The organism is Mesorhizobium sp. M1B.F.Ca.ET.045.04.1.1 (assembly GCF_003952465.1).
Lineage (GTDB): Bacteria > Pseudomonadota > Alphaproteobacteria > Rhizobiales > Rhizobiaceae > Mesorhizobium > Mesorhizobium shonense.
The window spans coordinates 4,003,585-4,016,487 of sequence record NZ_CP034448.1; the positions used below are offsets into that span (position 1 = coordinate 4,003,585).

General features: G+C 58.6%; 32 protein-coding genes. 22 read left to right on the plus strand and 10 right to left on the minus strand.

Features of this window, described 5'->3' with window-relative positions; all coding sequences use genetic code 11:
• Positions 1-4: 4 nt before the first annotated feature.
• From EJ071_RS19580 to EJ071_RS19620, 10 genes are all read right to left on the minus strand, one after another.
• On the minus strand, positions 5-232 hold the full coding sequence (locus EJ071_RS19580; protein ID WP_126099333.1) for a hypothetical protein: 228 nt from the start codon (positions 230-232) through the stop codon (positions 5-7).
• Between the two features lie 201 nt (positions 233-433).
• Entirely contained in the window at positions 434-631 is a 198-nt protein-coding gene (locus EJ071_RS19585) for a hypothetical protein (protein WP_126099334.1), read from the minus strand.
• Between the two features lie 192 nt (positions 632-823).
• Entirely contained in the window at positions 824-1,000 is a 177-nt protein-coding gene (locus EJ071_RS38595; protein WP_189521120.1) for a hypothetical protein, read from the minus strand.
• Positions 1,001-1,031: 31 nt separating this feature from the next.
• Positions 1,032-1,229: a hypothetical protein gene (locus tag EJ071_RS38600; protein WP_126099335.1), complete on the minus strand. Its 198-nt coding sequence runs from the start codon at positions 1,227-1,229 to the stop codon at positions 1,032-1,034.
• A gap of 82 nt (positions 1,230-1,311) precedes the next feature.
• Positions 1,312-1,518 carry a hypothetical protein gene (locus tag EJ071_RS19595; RefSeq protein ID WP_126099336.1) on the minus strand — a complete coding sequence of 69 codons (207 nt, stop codon included), beginning with the start codon at positions 1,516-1,518 and terminating at the stop codon, positions 1,312-1,314.
• Positions 1,519-1,530: 12 nt separating this feature from the next.
• Complete coding sequence (locus tag EJ071_RS19600) at positions 1,531-1,743, minus strand: hypothetical protein (protein WP_126099337.1); 213 nt, start codon at positions 1,741-1,743, stop codon at positions 1,531-1,533.
• Positions 1,744-1,787: 44 nt separating this feature from the next.
• A complete protein-coding gene (locus EJ071_RS19605) occupies positions 1,788-2,339 on the minus strand; it encodes a hypothetical protein (RefSeq protein WP_126099338.1) in 552 nt (183 codons plus the stop codon).
• A gap of 26 nt (positions 2,340-2,365) precedes the next feature.
• Complete coding sequence (locus EJ071_RS19610; RefSeq protein WP_126099339.1) at positions 2,366-2,635, minus strand: hypothetical protein; 270 nt, start codon at positions 2,633-2,635, stop codon at positions 2,366-2,368.
• Positions 2,632-2,820 (minus strand): hypothetical protein, encoded by a 189-nt coding sequence (locus EJ071_RS19615; protein WP_126099340.1) that lies wholly within the window; start codon positions 2,818-2,820, stop codon positions 2,632-2,634. Before EJ071_RS19615 ends, EJ071_RS19610 begins: the two co-directional genes overlap by 4 nt.
• Before the next feature lie 12 nt (positions 2,821-2,832).
• Complete coding sequence (locus tag EJ071_RS19620) at positions 2,833-3,159, minus strand: hypothetical protein (RefSeq protein WP_126099341.1); 327 nt, start codon at positions 3,157-3,159, stop codon at positions 2,833-2,835.
• A gap of 448 nt (positions 3,160-3,607) precedes the next feature.
• Here EJ071_RS19620 and EJ071_RS19625 point away from each other — a divergent pair, with 448 nt between their 5' ends.
• The 22 genes from EJ071_RS19625 to EJ071_RS19720 all read left to right on the plus strand — a co-directional run bounded on the left by EJ071_RS19625 (position 3,608) and on the right by EJ071_RS19720 (position 12,898).
• Positions 3,608-4,075: an HNH endonuclease signature motif containing protein gene (locus EJ071_RS19625; RefSeq protein ID WP_126099342.1), complete on the plus strand. Its 468-nt coding sequence runs from the start codon at positions 3,608-3,610 to the stop codon at positions 4,073-4,075.
• A gap of 137 nt (positions 4,076-4,212) precedes the next feature.
• A complete protein-coding gene (locus EJ071_RS19630) occupies positions 4,213-4,413 on the plus strand; it encodes a helix-turn-helix transcriptional regulator (RefSeq protein ID WP_126099343.1) in 201 nt (66 codons plus the stop codon).
• The gene (locus EJ071_RS38605; RefSeq protein WP_189521123.1) at positions 4,410-4,565 is read left to right on the plus strand and encodes a hypothetical protein; all 156 of its coding nucleotides are present in this window, start codon (positions 4,410-4,412) and stop codon (positions 4,563-4,565) included. Before EJ071_RS19630 ends, EJ071_RS38605 begins: the two co-directional genes overlap by 4 nt.
• 11 nt (positions 4,566-4,576) lie before the next feature.
• Positions 4,577-4,831, plus strand: coding sequence for a hypothetical protein (locus EJ071_RS19635; RefSeq protein ID WP_126099344.1), 255 nt, complete (start codon positions 4,577-4,579; stop codon positions 4,829-4,831).
• Positions 4,831-4,962 carry a hypothetical protein gene (locus EJ071_RS40070; RefSeq protein ID WP_281058873.1) on the plus strand — a complete coding sequence of 44 codons (132 nt, stop codon included), beginning with the start codon at positions 4,831-4,833 and terminating at the stop codon, positions 4,960-4,962. The genes EJ071_RS19635 and EJ071_RS40070 overlap by 1 nt, the downstream gene beginning before the upstream one ends.
• A gap of 154 nt (positions 4,963-5,116) precedes the next feature.
• Positions 5,117-5,605, plus strand: a complete 489-nt coding sequence (locus tag EJ071_RS19640) for a hypothetical protein (protein ID WP_145965079.1) — start codon at positions 5,117-5,119, stop codon at positions 5,603-5,605.
• Positions 5,606-5,962 (plus strand): hypothetical protein, encoded by a 357-nt coding sequence (locus tag EJ071_RS19645; RefSeq protein WP_126099346.1) that lies wholly within the window; start codon positions 5,606-5,608, stop codon positions 5,960-5,962.
• Between the two features lie 131 nt (positions 5,963-6,093).
• On the plus strand, positions 6,094-6,675 hold the full coding sequence (locus tag EJ071_RS19650) for a hypothetical protein (protein ID WP_126099347.1): 582 nt from the start codon (positions 6,094-6,096) through the stop codon (positions 6,673-6,675).
• Positions 6,672-6,908, plus strand: coding sequence for a hypothetical protein (locus EJ071_RS19655; protein WP_126099348.1), 237 nt, complete (start codon positions 6,672-6,674; stop codon positions 6,906-6,908). Before EJ071_RS19650 ends, EJ071_RS19655 begins: the two co-directional genes overlap by 4 nt.
• Entirely contained in the window at positions 6,896-7,246 is a 351-nt protein-coding gene (locus EJ071_RS19660; protein ID WP_126099349.1) for a hypothetical protein, read from the plus strand. Before EJ071_RS19655 ends, EJ071_RS19660 begins: the two co-directional genes overlap by 13 nt.
• Positions 7,243-7,788 (plus strand): hypothetical protein, encoded by a 546-nt coding sequence (locus tag EJ071_RS19665; RefSeq protein WP_126099350.1) that lies wholly within the window; start codon positions 7,243-7,245, stop codon positions 7,786-7,788. Before EJ071_RS19660 ends, EJ071_RS19665 begins: the two co-directional genes overlap by 4 nt.
• Complete coding sequence (locus EJ071_RS19670) at positions 7,781-8,083, plus strand: hypothetical protein (protein WP_126099351.1); 303 nt, start codon at positions 7,781-7,783, stop codon at positions 8,081-8,083. Before EJ071_RS19665 ends, EJ071_RS19670 begins: the two co-directional genes overlap by 8 nt.
• Positions 8,083-8,364 (plus strand): hypothetical protein, encoded by a 282-nt coding sequence (locus EJ071_RS19675; RefSeq protein ID WP_126099352.1) that lies wholly within the window; start codon positions 8,083-8,085, stop codon positions 8,362-8,364. The genes EJ071_RS19670 and EJ071_RS19675 overlap by 1 nt, the downstream gene beginning before the upstream one ends.
• On the plus strand, positions 8,361-8,552 hold the full coding sequence (locus tag EJ071_RS19680; RefSeq protein ID WP_126099353.1) for a hypothetical protein: 192 nt from the start codon (positions 8,361-8,363) through the stop codon (positions 8,550-8,552). Before EJ071_RS19675 ends, EJ071_RS19680 begins: the two co-directional genes overlap by 4 nt.
• A 160-nt stretch (positions 8,553-8,712) precedes the next feature.
• Positions 8,713-9,102, plus strand: a complete 390-nt coding sequence (locus EJ071_RS19685) for a hypothetical protein (RefSeq protein ID WP_126099354.1) — start codon at positions 8,713-8,715, stop codon at positions 9,100-9,102.
• Positions 9,099-9,536: a hypothetical protein gene (locus EJ071_RS19690; protein ID WP_126099355.1), complete on the plus strand. Its 438-nt coding sequence runs from the start codon at positions 9,099-9,101 to the stop codon at positions 9,534-9,536. The genes EJ071_RS19685 and EJ071_RS19690 overlap by 4 nt, the downstream gene beginning before the upstream one ends.
• Positions 9,533-9,712, plus strand: a complete 180-nt coding sequence (locus EJ071_RS19695; RefSeq protein ID WP_126099356.1) for a hypothetical protein — start codon at positions 9,533-9,535, stop codon at positions 9,710-9,712. The genes EJ071_RS19690 and EJ071_RS19695 overlap by 4 nt, the downstream gene beginning before the upstream one ends.
• Complete coding sequence (locus EJ071_RS19700; RefSeq protein ID WP_126099357.1) at positions 9,709-10,680, plus strand: nucleotidyltransferase domain-containing protein; 972 nt, start codon at positions 9,709-9,711, stop codon at positions 10,678-10,680. Before EJ071_RS19695 ends, EJ071_RS19700 begins: the two co-directional genes overlap by 4 nt.
• Positions 10,677-11,036, plus strand: a complete 360-nt coding sequence (locus tag EJ071_RS19705; protein ID WP_126099358.1) for an aminoacyl-tRNA hydrolase — start codon at positions 10,677-10,679, stop codon at positions 11,034-11,036. Before EJ071_RS19700 ends, EJ071_RS19705 begins: the two co-directional genes overlap by 4 nt.
• Positions 11,033-11,578, plus strand: coding sequence for an HD domain-containing protein (locus EJ071_RS19710; RefSeq protein ID WP_126099359.1), 546 nt, complete (start codon positions 11,033-11,035; stop codon positions 11,576-11,578). The genes EJ071_RS19705 and EJ071_RS19710 overlap by 4 nt, the downstream gene beginning before the upstream one ends.
• A gap of 154 nt (positions 11,579-11,732) precedes the next feature.
• Positions 11,733-12,017 carry a hypothetical protein gene (locus EJ071_RS19715; RefSeq protein WP_126099360.1) on the plus strand — a complete coding sequence of 95 codons (285 nt, stop codon included), beginning with the start codon at positions 11,733-11,735 and terminating at the stop codon, positions 12,015-12,017.
• Positions 12,014-12,898 carry a hypothetical protein gene (locus tag EJ071_RS19720; RefSeq protein WP_126099361.1) on the plus strand — a complete coding sequence of 295 codons (885 nt, stop codon included), beginning with the start codon at positions 12,014-12,016 and terminating at the stop codon, positions 12,896-12,898. The genes EJ071_RS19715 and EJ071_RS19720 overlap by 4 nt, the downstream gene beginning before the upstream one ends.
• Positions 12,899-12,903: the final 5 nt, after the last annotated feature.

Here is a 12,903-nt window from a genome sequence, read left to right on the forward strand (position 1 = left end):
TCCTTCAAATGCGGTTTGCGGTAACGCCATATTGAGCGGCCAAGCGCTCGGCGGCCTTTTTGGCGGCCGCTTCCGTTCGCTTGAATTCTTCGGACAAGATGCGGCCGAAGTCCCGGCCGGCCGGCGGCGCCTGCCAGGCGCGAACTCGCCAAGCGCGTTTGTGTCCCCAATAGGAATAGGAAACGTCAATCTTGCTCATGTTCTGTTTTCCTTTAGCGGTCGTTTGGTTCATTGGGATAGATTGCGGCGAAGCGGTCGCGATCCATTCGGCAGAGTTTCGTCTTGAGCGCTTCGCGCGTGTCAAAAGCCCGGTCCCATTCGCATTTGATGACGGGACGGAAGAAACGCGGATTGTCTAGCTTTGCGTCCCATGCTTTCAACCGGCGCTCGGCAAGCGCGCATTGCCTTGCCAGTGTATCGAATGCGGCCGCGCTCATGTGTTGAACCAATCATAACGGCGCGCCTCTTTCGCCTTGCGCTCGGCGCGCCGGTCGCGGCCGTCCTGGCGCTTTGCGAATGGCTTGCCGTGCCGAACCTTGCGCGCCTCATGTTGCGCGAAAAATGCGTCCAGATCGGCGGCAGTGATCGTTTCCAGATCGGCGCGCGCGGCGGCGTCAAGCGGCTTATTCATTTTCAGACTCCCATGATTGCCACAATTGGCGGTTTGCAGTTTCCGGATTTAGAGTAGCCAGCCATTGCCGCTTGTGGCGGCATGGCGAAAGATAGAGCTTGGCGTGTAGAATTCAGCGTCGAACCATAGAACGGCCGTTTCGCCTTCCTTGACGAAAATCCATCCTCCGAAAACTCCAGTTTTGCGCGGCTTTCAATATGCCGCCATGTTTCCGAGATTGGCCAGTTTGGCGCGATAGTCGCGGCGCGCCAGGTCGGCGCATAGGTCACGCAATCGAGACTGAAGCGCGCGCTTGCGCGCCGAATCTGTTTCGGCCTTGATTGCTTTCTGCAGCCGCTTGACGCGCGCGGCGGAATCCTGGTTTGGCATGGTCGTTTTCCTTTTTGTTTCTGCCGATTTGCTAGCCGACGAAAATCGAAGTCGCGGCGCATTTGCGGGCAAGTCTGCTTGCCTCTGTTTTGGCGCCGTCAAATGTGCGAAAGAACTGGACGTAGCAATCGTCGCTTGAATTCCAAACCGCATAAGCGCTATCGCTTGGGATTGAGTCCGATTGAAAATGCGGCATGGCTTTTTCGGTTTTGCCGTAAAAGATTATCATGGTTCGTTTCCTTTTCTTCGCCACCATTGGCTTAGGCTAGTCGCCATCCTATCGGCGCAACGGCGCGCCGATATGAAAGCGATTAGTCACGCTCAAAGAATCCATCAACGCAAACGTAATTGCGCCATGCGGCCGCACCGCGCCGAACCGAAATCGCCGACTCTTCCGGATAACTCCAGCCGGTTCGGTTTTCATGCTCGACTAGATAGCGATCCAGCGCCGCGCCATGCGTTGCGGCTTGAACGGTAGCGCTCGGCGCGAAAGTCGATTGGACTTGATATTGTGCCATGGTAGCCGCTCCTCAAATCAGCCGATAGCGGCGCGCAAGGCGATGGCAATGGCGCGCATGACGGATTGCCTTCGAGGCGCCGCCGACATAGCAAATCGCTTCAGCTGCCGCGAAATCGTCGCCGATCATTCGGGCATTGATTGCCGATACCGCTTCGCCGACGGAAAAGCCCGCAAGCCGCAATGCTGCCATGAGGCGCGGGAATCTGGACGCAATCTCAAACATGGTTCAATCTCCTATTGTCGCGCACAATCGCGCTCGGGTTCGGGTTAGGCGAAGAAATCGGCCGCTTTGGCAATCGCCCATGCATCATTCCAAAGCTCTAGATCGGCGGCATGATCCGGATTTTCCATGAAAGCCGGTTCGCGGCCGAATGTGGCTTTGAAGGCTTCAAGCATGATCATGTTCGCGTCGAAATAGTCGTGGGAGTGGCACACTCCGGAGTTTTCCGGTTCGGCCTTGTTTGCATCGCACATTTCGCGGAATTGGAACGGCCGAAGCTCGGCTTGCACCAATTCGCCGAAGGCGCGCGCAAGCTTGATTTTGTCGCCGATTGTCGCGACCGATATTGGCAACGGCGCTGCAGCGTTGACTGCTCTATAGAAATCGAACATTTCACGCTCGAGCGGCGCAAGCTCGGCATTCTCGAATTGCTGATTTTCGATGACGAGATAGAAGCCCGTTGCGGTGCGTTCTATCACGAATCCATCCAGATAGACGAAACCGGCCCGTTTGCCGTCGGTCGGATAATCGCCATTGGTAGCGGCTTCCACGTCGTCAACCTCGCGCCGCGAAGCTTGGAATTGCTCAAACGTCGTCATGGTCCTATTCCCTTCAGATCGGCCGCTTAGGCGGCAAGCTTCAGATTGCCGAAGGCGGCAACGCCATTGCAAGAGACTTCGTGCAAGCGGCCGTCAAATCCGCCCATGAGGAGGGTTTCGGCGCAATGCGCCGACACTTCGCGCGCCTCGACATGGCAGAGCTTGGCCGCGCCAATGGAACGGCGCATAGCTTCGGCGCTGGCGAAAGCATACACTGCCGGCTTGCCGCCCCATGCGATGACTGCAAATGCCGAAGGCGAAACGGTTTCGTTTTTCCAGTTGAGGAGCGTTCTCATTTGCTCGACTCCAATTCACAAACGCGCGGCGCTTTGGCAAGCGCGGCGGCAAGGTCGTTAGGAATGTCAGACGGCAGATCGGCGGCAATGGCCGCGACGCAATCGTCTGCAGTCAATCCCTTGTCGACGACAAAGGAATGAGACTGCCCGTGCATCATGAGATAGACGACTAGAGCGTATTTCATGGCGCTTGCTCCTCAAACCGGCTTGCGAGTCAGACAGAACGAAACGCAAAGCCGACCTAGCCGGATGAACGTCAGGCCGCCGACCTTGCGCATGGAAACGTTGAAGAGCGGCGCGCGCTTGCCGTGCAACGTGCCAACATGGTTGCGCGTGCCATTGGTGCGCACCGCATAGATTTCAATGCGGCGAATGTCGGCACGCTTGGCAATGATATTCCGAAGCAGGACGACGGGCGCTACATAACCCGCGCGCCGAAGCGTTGCGGTGCGGCCATTAACATGGGTCACAACCAAATCATGCGCATACGTTGCGGTTAGGGCAGGGTAGGTATGAGCGTTCATTTCGTTTCAAGCTCCAATGTCAGTCACAATCGACTAAGCGTCACCTTGCCTATGCGCGCGCCCATTGTCAATAGAATAAATGCATATCGCATATCTATTCCCTATGCCGCACCGCTTGCCTTGCTCGGCTAGGCCGGCGGCACAGTGCGCCAGGTAGCACGTCCAGCGCACAAGCTCGGCGCCGTCGTCGCGCCTAACGCTTTTCGCTCCTCCTCCTCGATCAATCGTTGCACCGCGCACCGCACCGCATGGCGCGCCGTCGTCGCGCTCGGCTTGGCCGTGCTTGTCGCCGCGCCGTCGGCGCTTGAGCCTCGACCTGGCCGGCCGCCGGCGTCTCGAGGGGTAGGGGGGTCCGCTTAAACCCTCGCGCGCGCGGAGGGCGGACCGAGCTGGCAGCCAAATTCGCGAGACTCCACCGAAAGAATTTTTGCCCGAGCGAACAAAATTCTTGGCGGCCGGGGGCGCTGAGGCCCATATCTGCCAAGGCGTAGAGGGATTTTTGACTGTGAATAAAAACAGCCGGCCACCGCGGTTCAAGCTCTTCCAGGCGCCGGCGGCGATCGCCATCCAGAAGATGAACAAGACCGGGAATTACCGCGGCTCGCCTCGAGATCGAGGATATGACGCCAAGTGGGATCGGCTCTCGATCGCGTTCCGCAAGCGCCATCCATGCTGCCTTTGGTGTGAGCAGATCGATCGGGATACGCTGACAGATCTCGTCGACCATATCATCCCGGTCGTTGATCGGCCGGATCTCAAACATACCTGGTCGAATCTCATGGCGCTGTGCCGGCATCACCATGCGCAAAAGGGCGTGATGGAGGTCTATGCGCGGGAAAATGGACTGCTCGGCATGCTGCCGGAGTGGTGTCGAGATCCGGAAAAGCGGCCTTTTCAGTTTCGGCCAGTCGCGTAAAATAAAATGTGAAATGCATATTGCATATATTCTTTGATCGGCGTATTAGTGTCCGCCTGTGAACACTAATGCCCTAGCGGTTGGATATTCATTCATTGAACAAAACCCGGTCTAACGCCGCTGTCGAGCCAGTTTCGATGTCTGCGGCCGAGTTCAAGCGATGGCTTTCGGCCATGAACTACACCGGGCGCGCAGCCGCGAAGGCTTTGGGTGTGAGTGTCGGGTCGGTGGTGAACTATCAGCGCGAAGGAGCTCCGCCATCGATCCGGGCGATGTGCCGGGCGCTGTATCCGAACCAGATGGAAGCGGTATTCCCTTGGGAGAGCAGGGCAGTGTGATGACCCATCCCCGCTACTACCGCACGACCGTCGGCCAGGATCACATCCCCGACCATTGGCGCTGGCTCGACAAGGCCATTCTGTGGGCGCTGATCGCCCTTGGTGTGGGCATTGATGTAGCCACGCTGATCTCGCTCGGCGTGTTCGCTTAGAGGAGAACGCAATGCAGACCGAAGCCGAAAAGCTGAAGACCGAGCTCGAGCGTCGCGCGATCCGCGAGCGCATCGCTCGAGACAATCCTGATGTGCCATTGTGGTGGATCAACGAGGAATCCGCGCTCGGCAAGACATTCGCCATGCGCGAGAGCGTCAGCGATATCGTCGAATACGTCCAGCGGACGCCGATGCTAATCACTGACGATCCCGTCGATGAATACGACGTCGAATGCGGCCTGCATTGTGCTTTGGAGGTGGAGTGATGACGGAAGAGGCGGCAAGCGCGCTCCTTTTCGATGCGGCGATATACGCCGCATGCATCGGAATTGTGATGGCCGGGGTGGCGGTCGGTATCGCGCTGATCAGAGCGGCATGGAAGGGGGGGATCAAGTGAAGAGATCGGCACGATACACTATCATTTCCACAATCACCACAGCTGTCGCCATCATCTCCATCTTGGCAGGTGGGTCCGAATTAAGGGCTGGGGTGCTGTTGGTGATCGGCGTCATATGCATCGCGGCTGCGGAAATTCTGGAGGTTCTCGGCCAATGACCTGCGTGGTCGGACTGATCGACAATGGCAAGGTCTACATCGGCGCCGACAGTGCGGCCAGCGCCGGCGAGAACATTGAAATCCGAACCAATCGGAAGGTGTTCAGGAATGGTGTCTATGTCATCGGCTTCACCGGATCCTACCGAGTCGGCCAGCTGATGCAATATACGGCGCTGGCCAAGCCGACTGGAAAGGATGTGTTGCAGCATCTCGTCCTGAATGTCGTCGACAAATTGAAGGAACTCTCGGGCAAGGATATCGACGAACTGCTCATCGGGCACGGCGGCCGTCTGTTCAAGATCAGTTCCGACTATTCGGTCGCCGAGTTCGCCTCCCACGCTGCGGTGGGCTCAGGGGCGCGATATGCGCTTGGCCGGCTGCACGGGGCCTTGGGGAACCCAGATGGCCGCATCCTGGCCGCTCTCGAGGCTGCCGAGGCGAATTGCACCGGCGTGCGACCTCCCTTCCATATTGAGATGGCATAAATGAGCGAACATCAGCACACTCCTGCACCATGGACCGAAACCACGGCCGTCTTTATCCCTGCCGGCGATGATCGGCTGATGGCGGGTGGTAGACCATTCTCTGTCGACTGCCGTGTCCTATCAGAACCGAACTACCAATTGGCGATGAGGGCGGTCAATGCGCATGACTCAATGGTCGAGGCTCTGAAACTGGCTAGAGAGCACCTCGTCAATCTCGGTGCCGCGGTGGAAAATCCGATCATGTGGCAGATCAATGCTGCCATTGATTCCGCCGAACCAAAGAGGGGTGACAAAGAGGTCATCGTTTGGACTAAGAAAAAGAGGCACCTTGTGCGACCAGAAAGGAAGGCTGGTTAATGCTGACCATCGAACAAGCCAAGGCCGCCGGCTATGCGGTCGACACGACCTGCTATCCGCATGTCGCCTACAAAGGACCGCGGTTCCGGCCGGAGACGACGGAGGATTGTCTGTCGACCATGGAGGCAACCATGGCCGAGGCGCTGAGGACCGCCAAGAGGCATATCGAATATCTTGTCGCCGTCTACGATGTTGGCGGGGCGAAAGATGAACTAGCTGAGATTGACGCCGCGCTTGCGCTTGCCGGTCCGTCCTTCGAGAGGATGACGGAGGACGAACTGATCGACGCCATTGAGGATCTTATCGAATCGCATCTGACCAAGCCGCCAGAGCGCATGATCTCGGATCAGCGCTTGGCGCCACTGAATGCCGAGCTGGTGCCGCCTCTTGCCGAGATTGAGGCGGCCGAAAACGAAGTCCATGACCGGCTCGAGCGCGCGTTCGGCGGCTTGCTGAAGTTGCCCTATGTGGCGATCGATGAGCCGGGCTGGCTCGACGCCGGCTACAAGACTGACCGCGATATGCAGCGGAAACTGGAACTGGCCGGTCTTGACCGGATCACCCAGGCAGGCCGGATCCGATTCCATGAGCAACTGAGGGAAGGGCAGGGGTACAACGACGCCACCGGTTTCAAACTGAGGTGCTGGATGGCGGCGCTCAGGTATCCTTTTCTGCCGGCTTGGTCGTCGAGAAGCGCGGTGTTGGCAAAATGAAGAAATGGCTCTGGCGGTCGGTCGCGCTCATTGTCGGGTTTATCCTCAGCGCTGTGTTCATTCACTACGACCGGGCTGCGATTGAGGCGCAGTTGCCTGACTGCTCGTTCCTAGTCCTCGATGAGACGATCGGAAAAGAAATCTGCGTGTCGCCGGAAGATTATGAAGCCTATTGGCGCGGCGAATGCCCTGATGCGCGAGCGGAGAACGGAGTGTTTGAATGTCAGAAGTGAAGACCCATTTCGGGCCCGATTTCAACGGCGTCGTTCGCGCCATCCCCGAACAAGGCTCAAGCGAGCCGGTACGGCCCACACGCGATCTGGCGGACCAGAGCACCATCGACTTCGCTTTATGGGCTTTGCGGAAGCACGGCTATCTTGAGTGCGCCGACAAGCTTAACGCCGCCCTCGCCTCCTCCTCACCATCAGGAGCGGCGGAGCCGGTGGCTTGGCGCTACCGCTGGAAACTGGATGGCGAGTGGACGAATTGGCGCGTTGCGGACCACAGCCAGAAAGCGGCCGGCCTTCGCGATCTTCAAGAGATCCCCCTCTATGCGGGGAAATCGCTATGACCAAAAGCAAACCTGTGGCTTGGGCTGATCTTGAAGCTCCGGCCATCACGACAGAACAGGACACAGCCAACGCTTGGGCGAAAGCGGGTAGGCCGATAACTCCCCTCTACGCCACCCCCGCACAGGCGGTGGCACCGACAGAGGGACTGCCGCGACTGCTTGAGGCGCTGGCAGTGGACTGCGAAAATACCGATGGCTGGGAAGGCGCGGCGCCCGATCTGCGCGAAGCTGCCACCGCCATCATGCTCCTCTCTGCACGGCTGGTGGAGGTGGAACTTGACTTAGCAGACTACAAGGCCGGTTACGAGGAAGCCGCCAAGAGCGACATGGCAAATGCAGCCCGCGCCACCACCTCCGAGGCCGAAGCCTCAGACCTCCGCCGCAAGCTGGAGGAGGCGAGGAAGGCGCTGGAGCCCTTCGCCGCACTCTCCGAGGAACTAGACGCGCTTCGGCACGAAGACGGTTCGACATGCGTATGGCGGCTTAAGGCAAGCGATATCCGCCGCGCCCGCGCCCTCACCTCAGGAGGCCTGGATGACTGACCGCATCACCGAGGCGCTACAGGAAGCGCTCAAACTTTGTGACCTTGCCGAGACAATGACGGCGTGCCGCGCCGATGATGACTACGTTGCCGGCGTCAAAGCCAAGATCGCCGCAGCCCTATCCCAAGAGCCAGGAGTGGCGGAGATGGTGCTAGTGCCGCGCGAGCCGACACCGGAAATGATTGAGGCTGGTCTATCTGAGGTGCCCCTGGACGGTTCGGAGGCAGACGATATTGCTGACGCCTATCGCGCCATGATCGCCGCCGCGCCTCTCTCTTCCGAGGAGAAGCGGTGATGGACATAGAGCGCATTGAGGAAAATCTTGGGGAGGCAATCGCCGCCTTCCGGAAATATCCAGTCACCGATGACCGCTGCCATGAAGCGCTCATGGAGTTTCGCGCCGCATGCACCACCAACAATATCGACGCCCTCCTAGACGAACTCTCCCGCCTCAGAGAGGCAGAGAAGCGGTACAGGGAGGCGCTGGAGACGATCCGCGACGGCTATGGCCCCGATCATCTCAGCCGCTTTGCGCGCAATGTGGCGGGCCATGCATTGCAGGAGGGCGGGGAATGAGGCTGACGAAGGCTCAGAAGCAGCTGCTAGTCGAGATTGCCAACGGTGACGACCGGTGCAGCGAAGCCTACAACCCAGCGCGGCGACTTGTCGATCTCGGATTAGTCGTGTGGGTTTCCGAATATCGCTTGGCATTGACCGAATCCGGCCGTGCCGCGCTCTCGGGGTATGGAGGACAAGATGAGTGAGACTGAGCCGTGTCCAGTTTGCCGAGGGCAGCGCACCATCAGGGTTCCGCTGTACAGATCTTTACAAGCATATCGCGCCGACGCACCGCCGGCGGTCGCCGAAGAAATAAGCCGGCAATATCCGTGCCCTGAATGCGCTCCAACGACATCGGAGGACAGGGTGGCCGTCATGAAGGTGAGCGGCCAGGCGGTCGTTCGCTCCTATGAACTGGAATATGAAGAGTATGTGCGCAAATCGCTGGCTCACGATCTTGTCGATCTCATCTTTAGAAGTGGCCACATCACTTTCACCAAGGACAAGCCAGACGAAGGCACCATGACCGAGACGATCCGCGCCACGATTGGCATCGTATCTGCCGCGACTGTCGCCTCAATGGAGGAGCGAATCGCGGAGCGGCAAATGGAACTCGCATCTAAGCTGGTAGGTGCTGCAGCCGAGGAGATCCGCGTCTGGGACAGCTATTATACCGGCGACGGCGGCAATATCAGCAAGGGGCAGGCCGTGGATGCCGTCTCGCGTGCTTTCAAGAAGCTTTCGGGGGCAGCATGATCGAAGATCTGATTGCACGACTCGAGCAGCTTGAAGCGCCTGACCGGGATATCGATCGCGAACTCGGCGCTCTTTGGCCCGAGCCGCGACCGTTCAATATTTCATTGGCGGCCATGCGGAACGGGATGCCAATCTGTCCAGCCTTCACCAGCGACCTCAACGCCGCGGTGAAGTTGCTCGAGCGAATCCTGCCGGGCTTTGCCTGGAAGATCGGGACGTGCTGCGTCTCCGATGATGCGTGGGTTGTTCCGGATTTCAACTGCCCGACGCATGGCGAGCGGCTGTTGAAAGAATACGGCAAGCCGGCGCCGCGCAGCATCTGGGATGTCGGCATCGACATTGACCGCCGGCCGCCGGGGAATGTGGCGATCGCGCTCTGTCTCGCCGTGGTGACAGCCTATGCTGAGACGTTGAGGATGATGGAGGCAACATGATCGAGACCTACTACCTCGCTTGCGAGTATCACCGCCCGTATAAAGTTTTCCTCGATCTCAAGTCTGCAAAGGATGAGGTGCAGCCATTCATCGATCAGGGACTCAACTTTCAGGTGGCGGAAGTGGAAGTAAAGGCCTTCCACGAAGGGCAGGCATGGAAGCGTGACGTTGCATGAGGCAGATCGTCCGCATCAAATTCGGCTCGCATCTCTATGGGACGTCGACTCCACAATCGGATCTCGACTTCAAGAGCGTGTTCATCCCGGACGGCAGATCTATCCTGCTTCAGCGGGCAAAGAATACGATCAACGACCAGCGCCCAAAGGCGGAGCGTGAGAAGAACTACGCCGGCGAGGTCGAGGAGGAGAGGTTCAGCCTCCAGCGCTTCCTTGGACTACTTGCCGAAGGGCAGACGGTGGCGCTGGACGTCCTGTTCGCACCAGAATGGGCGATGACGGACGATCCGTCCTGGCACTGGCAAGAGATTCTCGACAACCGCGATCGGTTGCTGACGAGGAAGTCCGCGGCGTTCATCGGCTATGCCAAGCAGCAGGCAGCCAAATATGGGATACGCGGCTCGCGTGTCGCCGCGGCCCGGGCGGCATTGGCATTGTTGAAGGCGGCTCTTTCGGCGACGGACAAACTCGGCGGACTGGATCCCGACATCAGATCGTTGATGGTCAAGCACGACCACATGAGTCTTGTCGAGGATACGACGCCTCACGGGCAGAGAGTCCTGCTCTGGGAAGTATGCAACCGGAAAATGCCGTACACGGCGTCGATCAGGAATGCGCACGACATCATGCAACGCGTGGTCGACGAGTACGGCAAGCGCGCGCTGATGGCTGAGAGCAACCAAGGAGTCGACTGGAAGGCGCTCTCACATGCCGTGCGCGTCGGAAACCAAGCAATCGAGCTCCTCCTGACCGGTTTCGTGACCTTTCCATTGCCGAATGCTGCCCATGTGCTCGAGATCAAGCGGGGACTCCTGCCGTACCAGGTTGTGGCGGCAGAGATCGAGTACCTTCTCGAGCGCGTTGAGGCTGCGGCGGCAGCTTCAACGTTGCCAGCAGAGCCGGATCTGGCCTGGATCGACGACTTCGTGGCAAGTTCATATCGGGATGAAGTGTTAGGTGCGAGATGACCAGTTCAACCGATGAATTGCGGATCGCCGTCATTTTCCGCGCCGACATCGACATTCCGCGCGGCAAGGGGGAGGTCCAGTTCGGCCATGCGGTGGCATTGCTGGTTCACGGCGGCGGCGAGGTGGCCACTTCCTATATGGCCGGTCTCCAGATGAAGTTGAGCATGGAAGTCGATGATCTGGATGCGATAGCGCTCATTATGGCGAAGGCAAAGGCGAGGGGCGTTCCATTTGCGGTTGTCGAGGACGCCGGCCGGACCGTCTTCGGCGAGCCGACGATTACCTGCATCGGACTCGGTCCGATGAACAAGACTGACTGCAACGCGCTGACGCGGAATGCGAGGATGCGGAAATGATCGAATGGCAAGCCAACTATCCATGCCGATATGGCGAGGCGCTAGAGGAGAGGGCGCTCGCCTTCGCGACCGCAGCGCACGCCTCGATCGACCAGCGCAGAAAATATACAAATCAACCGTACATCGAGCATCCAATAGCGGTCGCTGAGATCGTCCGGTCGGTTCCGCATACGCCGGAAATGATCGCCGCGGCATACCTGCACGACGTCGTGGAAGACACTCCAATCACCTTGAACAAAATCCTCCAAGAATTCGGGCGCGAGGTAGTGACTCTTGTGTCCTGGTTGACTGACGTCTCTTTGCCGCTGGACGGCAACCGCGCCGCTCGGAAGGCTATCGACCTGGCGCATACCGCCAAGGCGCCGTCGGCCGCGAAGACGATCAAGCTGGCCGATCTGATCGACAACACGCTTACCATCAAACAGCGCGATCCGGATTTCTGGCGCGTCTACCGGCATGAGAAACTGCGGCTGCTCGATGTGCTGAAGGAAGGTGACGCAACGCTCTGGGCGCGCGCGGCCGCGCAGTGTGATGTCCCGTGAACGACCTATTCGATTTCAGAATTGGAAGACTTTCGATCCTCGGTTTCTGGGGACGTCCGTTCATTCGTATTGGATGGAACCCTAATCCCTATCTGCTGAAAAGCTTCGGGTATTATTGGTGGTGGATCCGTGGCGTTGGCCACAAGAAGGTGAAATGATGAGCGACTGCTGCGACCCTGGGATTTGTGGGCAATATAGGGTCGTGCCCTGTGTAGACGGCAAATTTCAGGTGGAGATCTATGGTTGGCATGACGATGACGCAGATTTCCCATATTGGGGCCAGTTCGTCAAACCGTTTGGCTCTCAAGTCAAAGCGGAGAGTTATATCCTGAAGGAGGTCGCCAAGAAGGAAAAGCTGAAGCGCGACCGCGAAGAGGCGATGGCGCAAAAGGCGAGGTTCGAGGCAGAGAATCCGCCATATGTGTTTCCGGCACCATGACCATTGAGGAGATCATCCTGCCCGACGGGACGCCAGCCAAGCGGTTGACTTCCACTTTCGACGGTGAGGCCAAGGTGAGCATCATCACACCGATGCTCAAGGTTCGCTTCCTGCCGAACGTCGACCATGAAGGCGGCGATCACGAGACGTGGTCGCGTTGGGATGAGGACCGCCAACGGGTGGTTCCGCATGGATTGGGGGCCAGCATCGAGCGCGGCGAGGATGCAGGCAAACCGCAGTATTGGTGGAATGCCGACGTCGGAATGTGGTGCGGTCGCTTGAATGCCGTCGATCACAAAAGCATCTTGGAAACATACGTCAAGGATGCGAGGCGCAACCTGGCCAACGAATCTCTGCACCCGATTCTGCAATGGGTGACTGCGGCAGAGGTCTTTCTCCGTGAGACGACATCCGATTTCTTCGTTGATGACGAGAGGCTGAGGGCGAAGGAGATTTCGGCGCATCTGCGGAAATACAACGACCAGCAATGGCAGGCGCAGATGGCAAGCTCTGTCCGGCGGCAAAAGGAAGAGCTTGCCGAGGCGATGAACGGAAAGTTCATCGAGAAGCCGCGCGCCGTCGAGATCATGAATCAAGCCGAATTCAAGATGGAAAAGCGTCTCGACCCATGGTCGGGGACGGTAATCCCGAACTCGGGCGGGAAGAAGCGCGGTATCAGCTACTTTCACGACTTGATGATCAACTATGAAGGCAAGTGGCGCCGGATTTGCCGCGTCGACCTGGCGAACCAGTGCCCAACTGGCTCATACAACATCGACGGGTCGAACCATCCGAAAGACTGGTGGATCGGGTCCGTTCTGTATGGTGTCGTCGTCACGGATGAGGAATGGTACGTCGTTGATGCGACGACGGACGGATAAGGAGA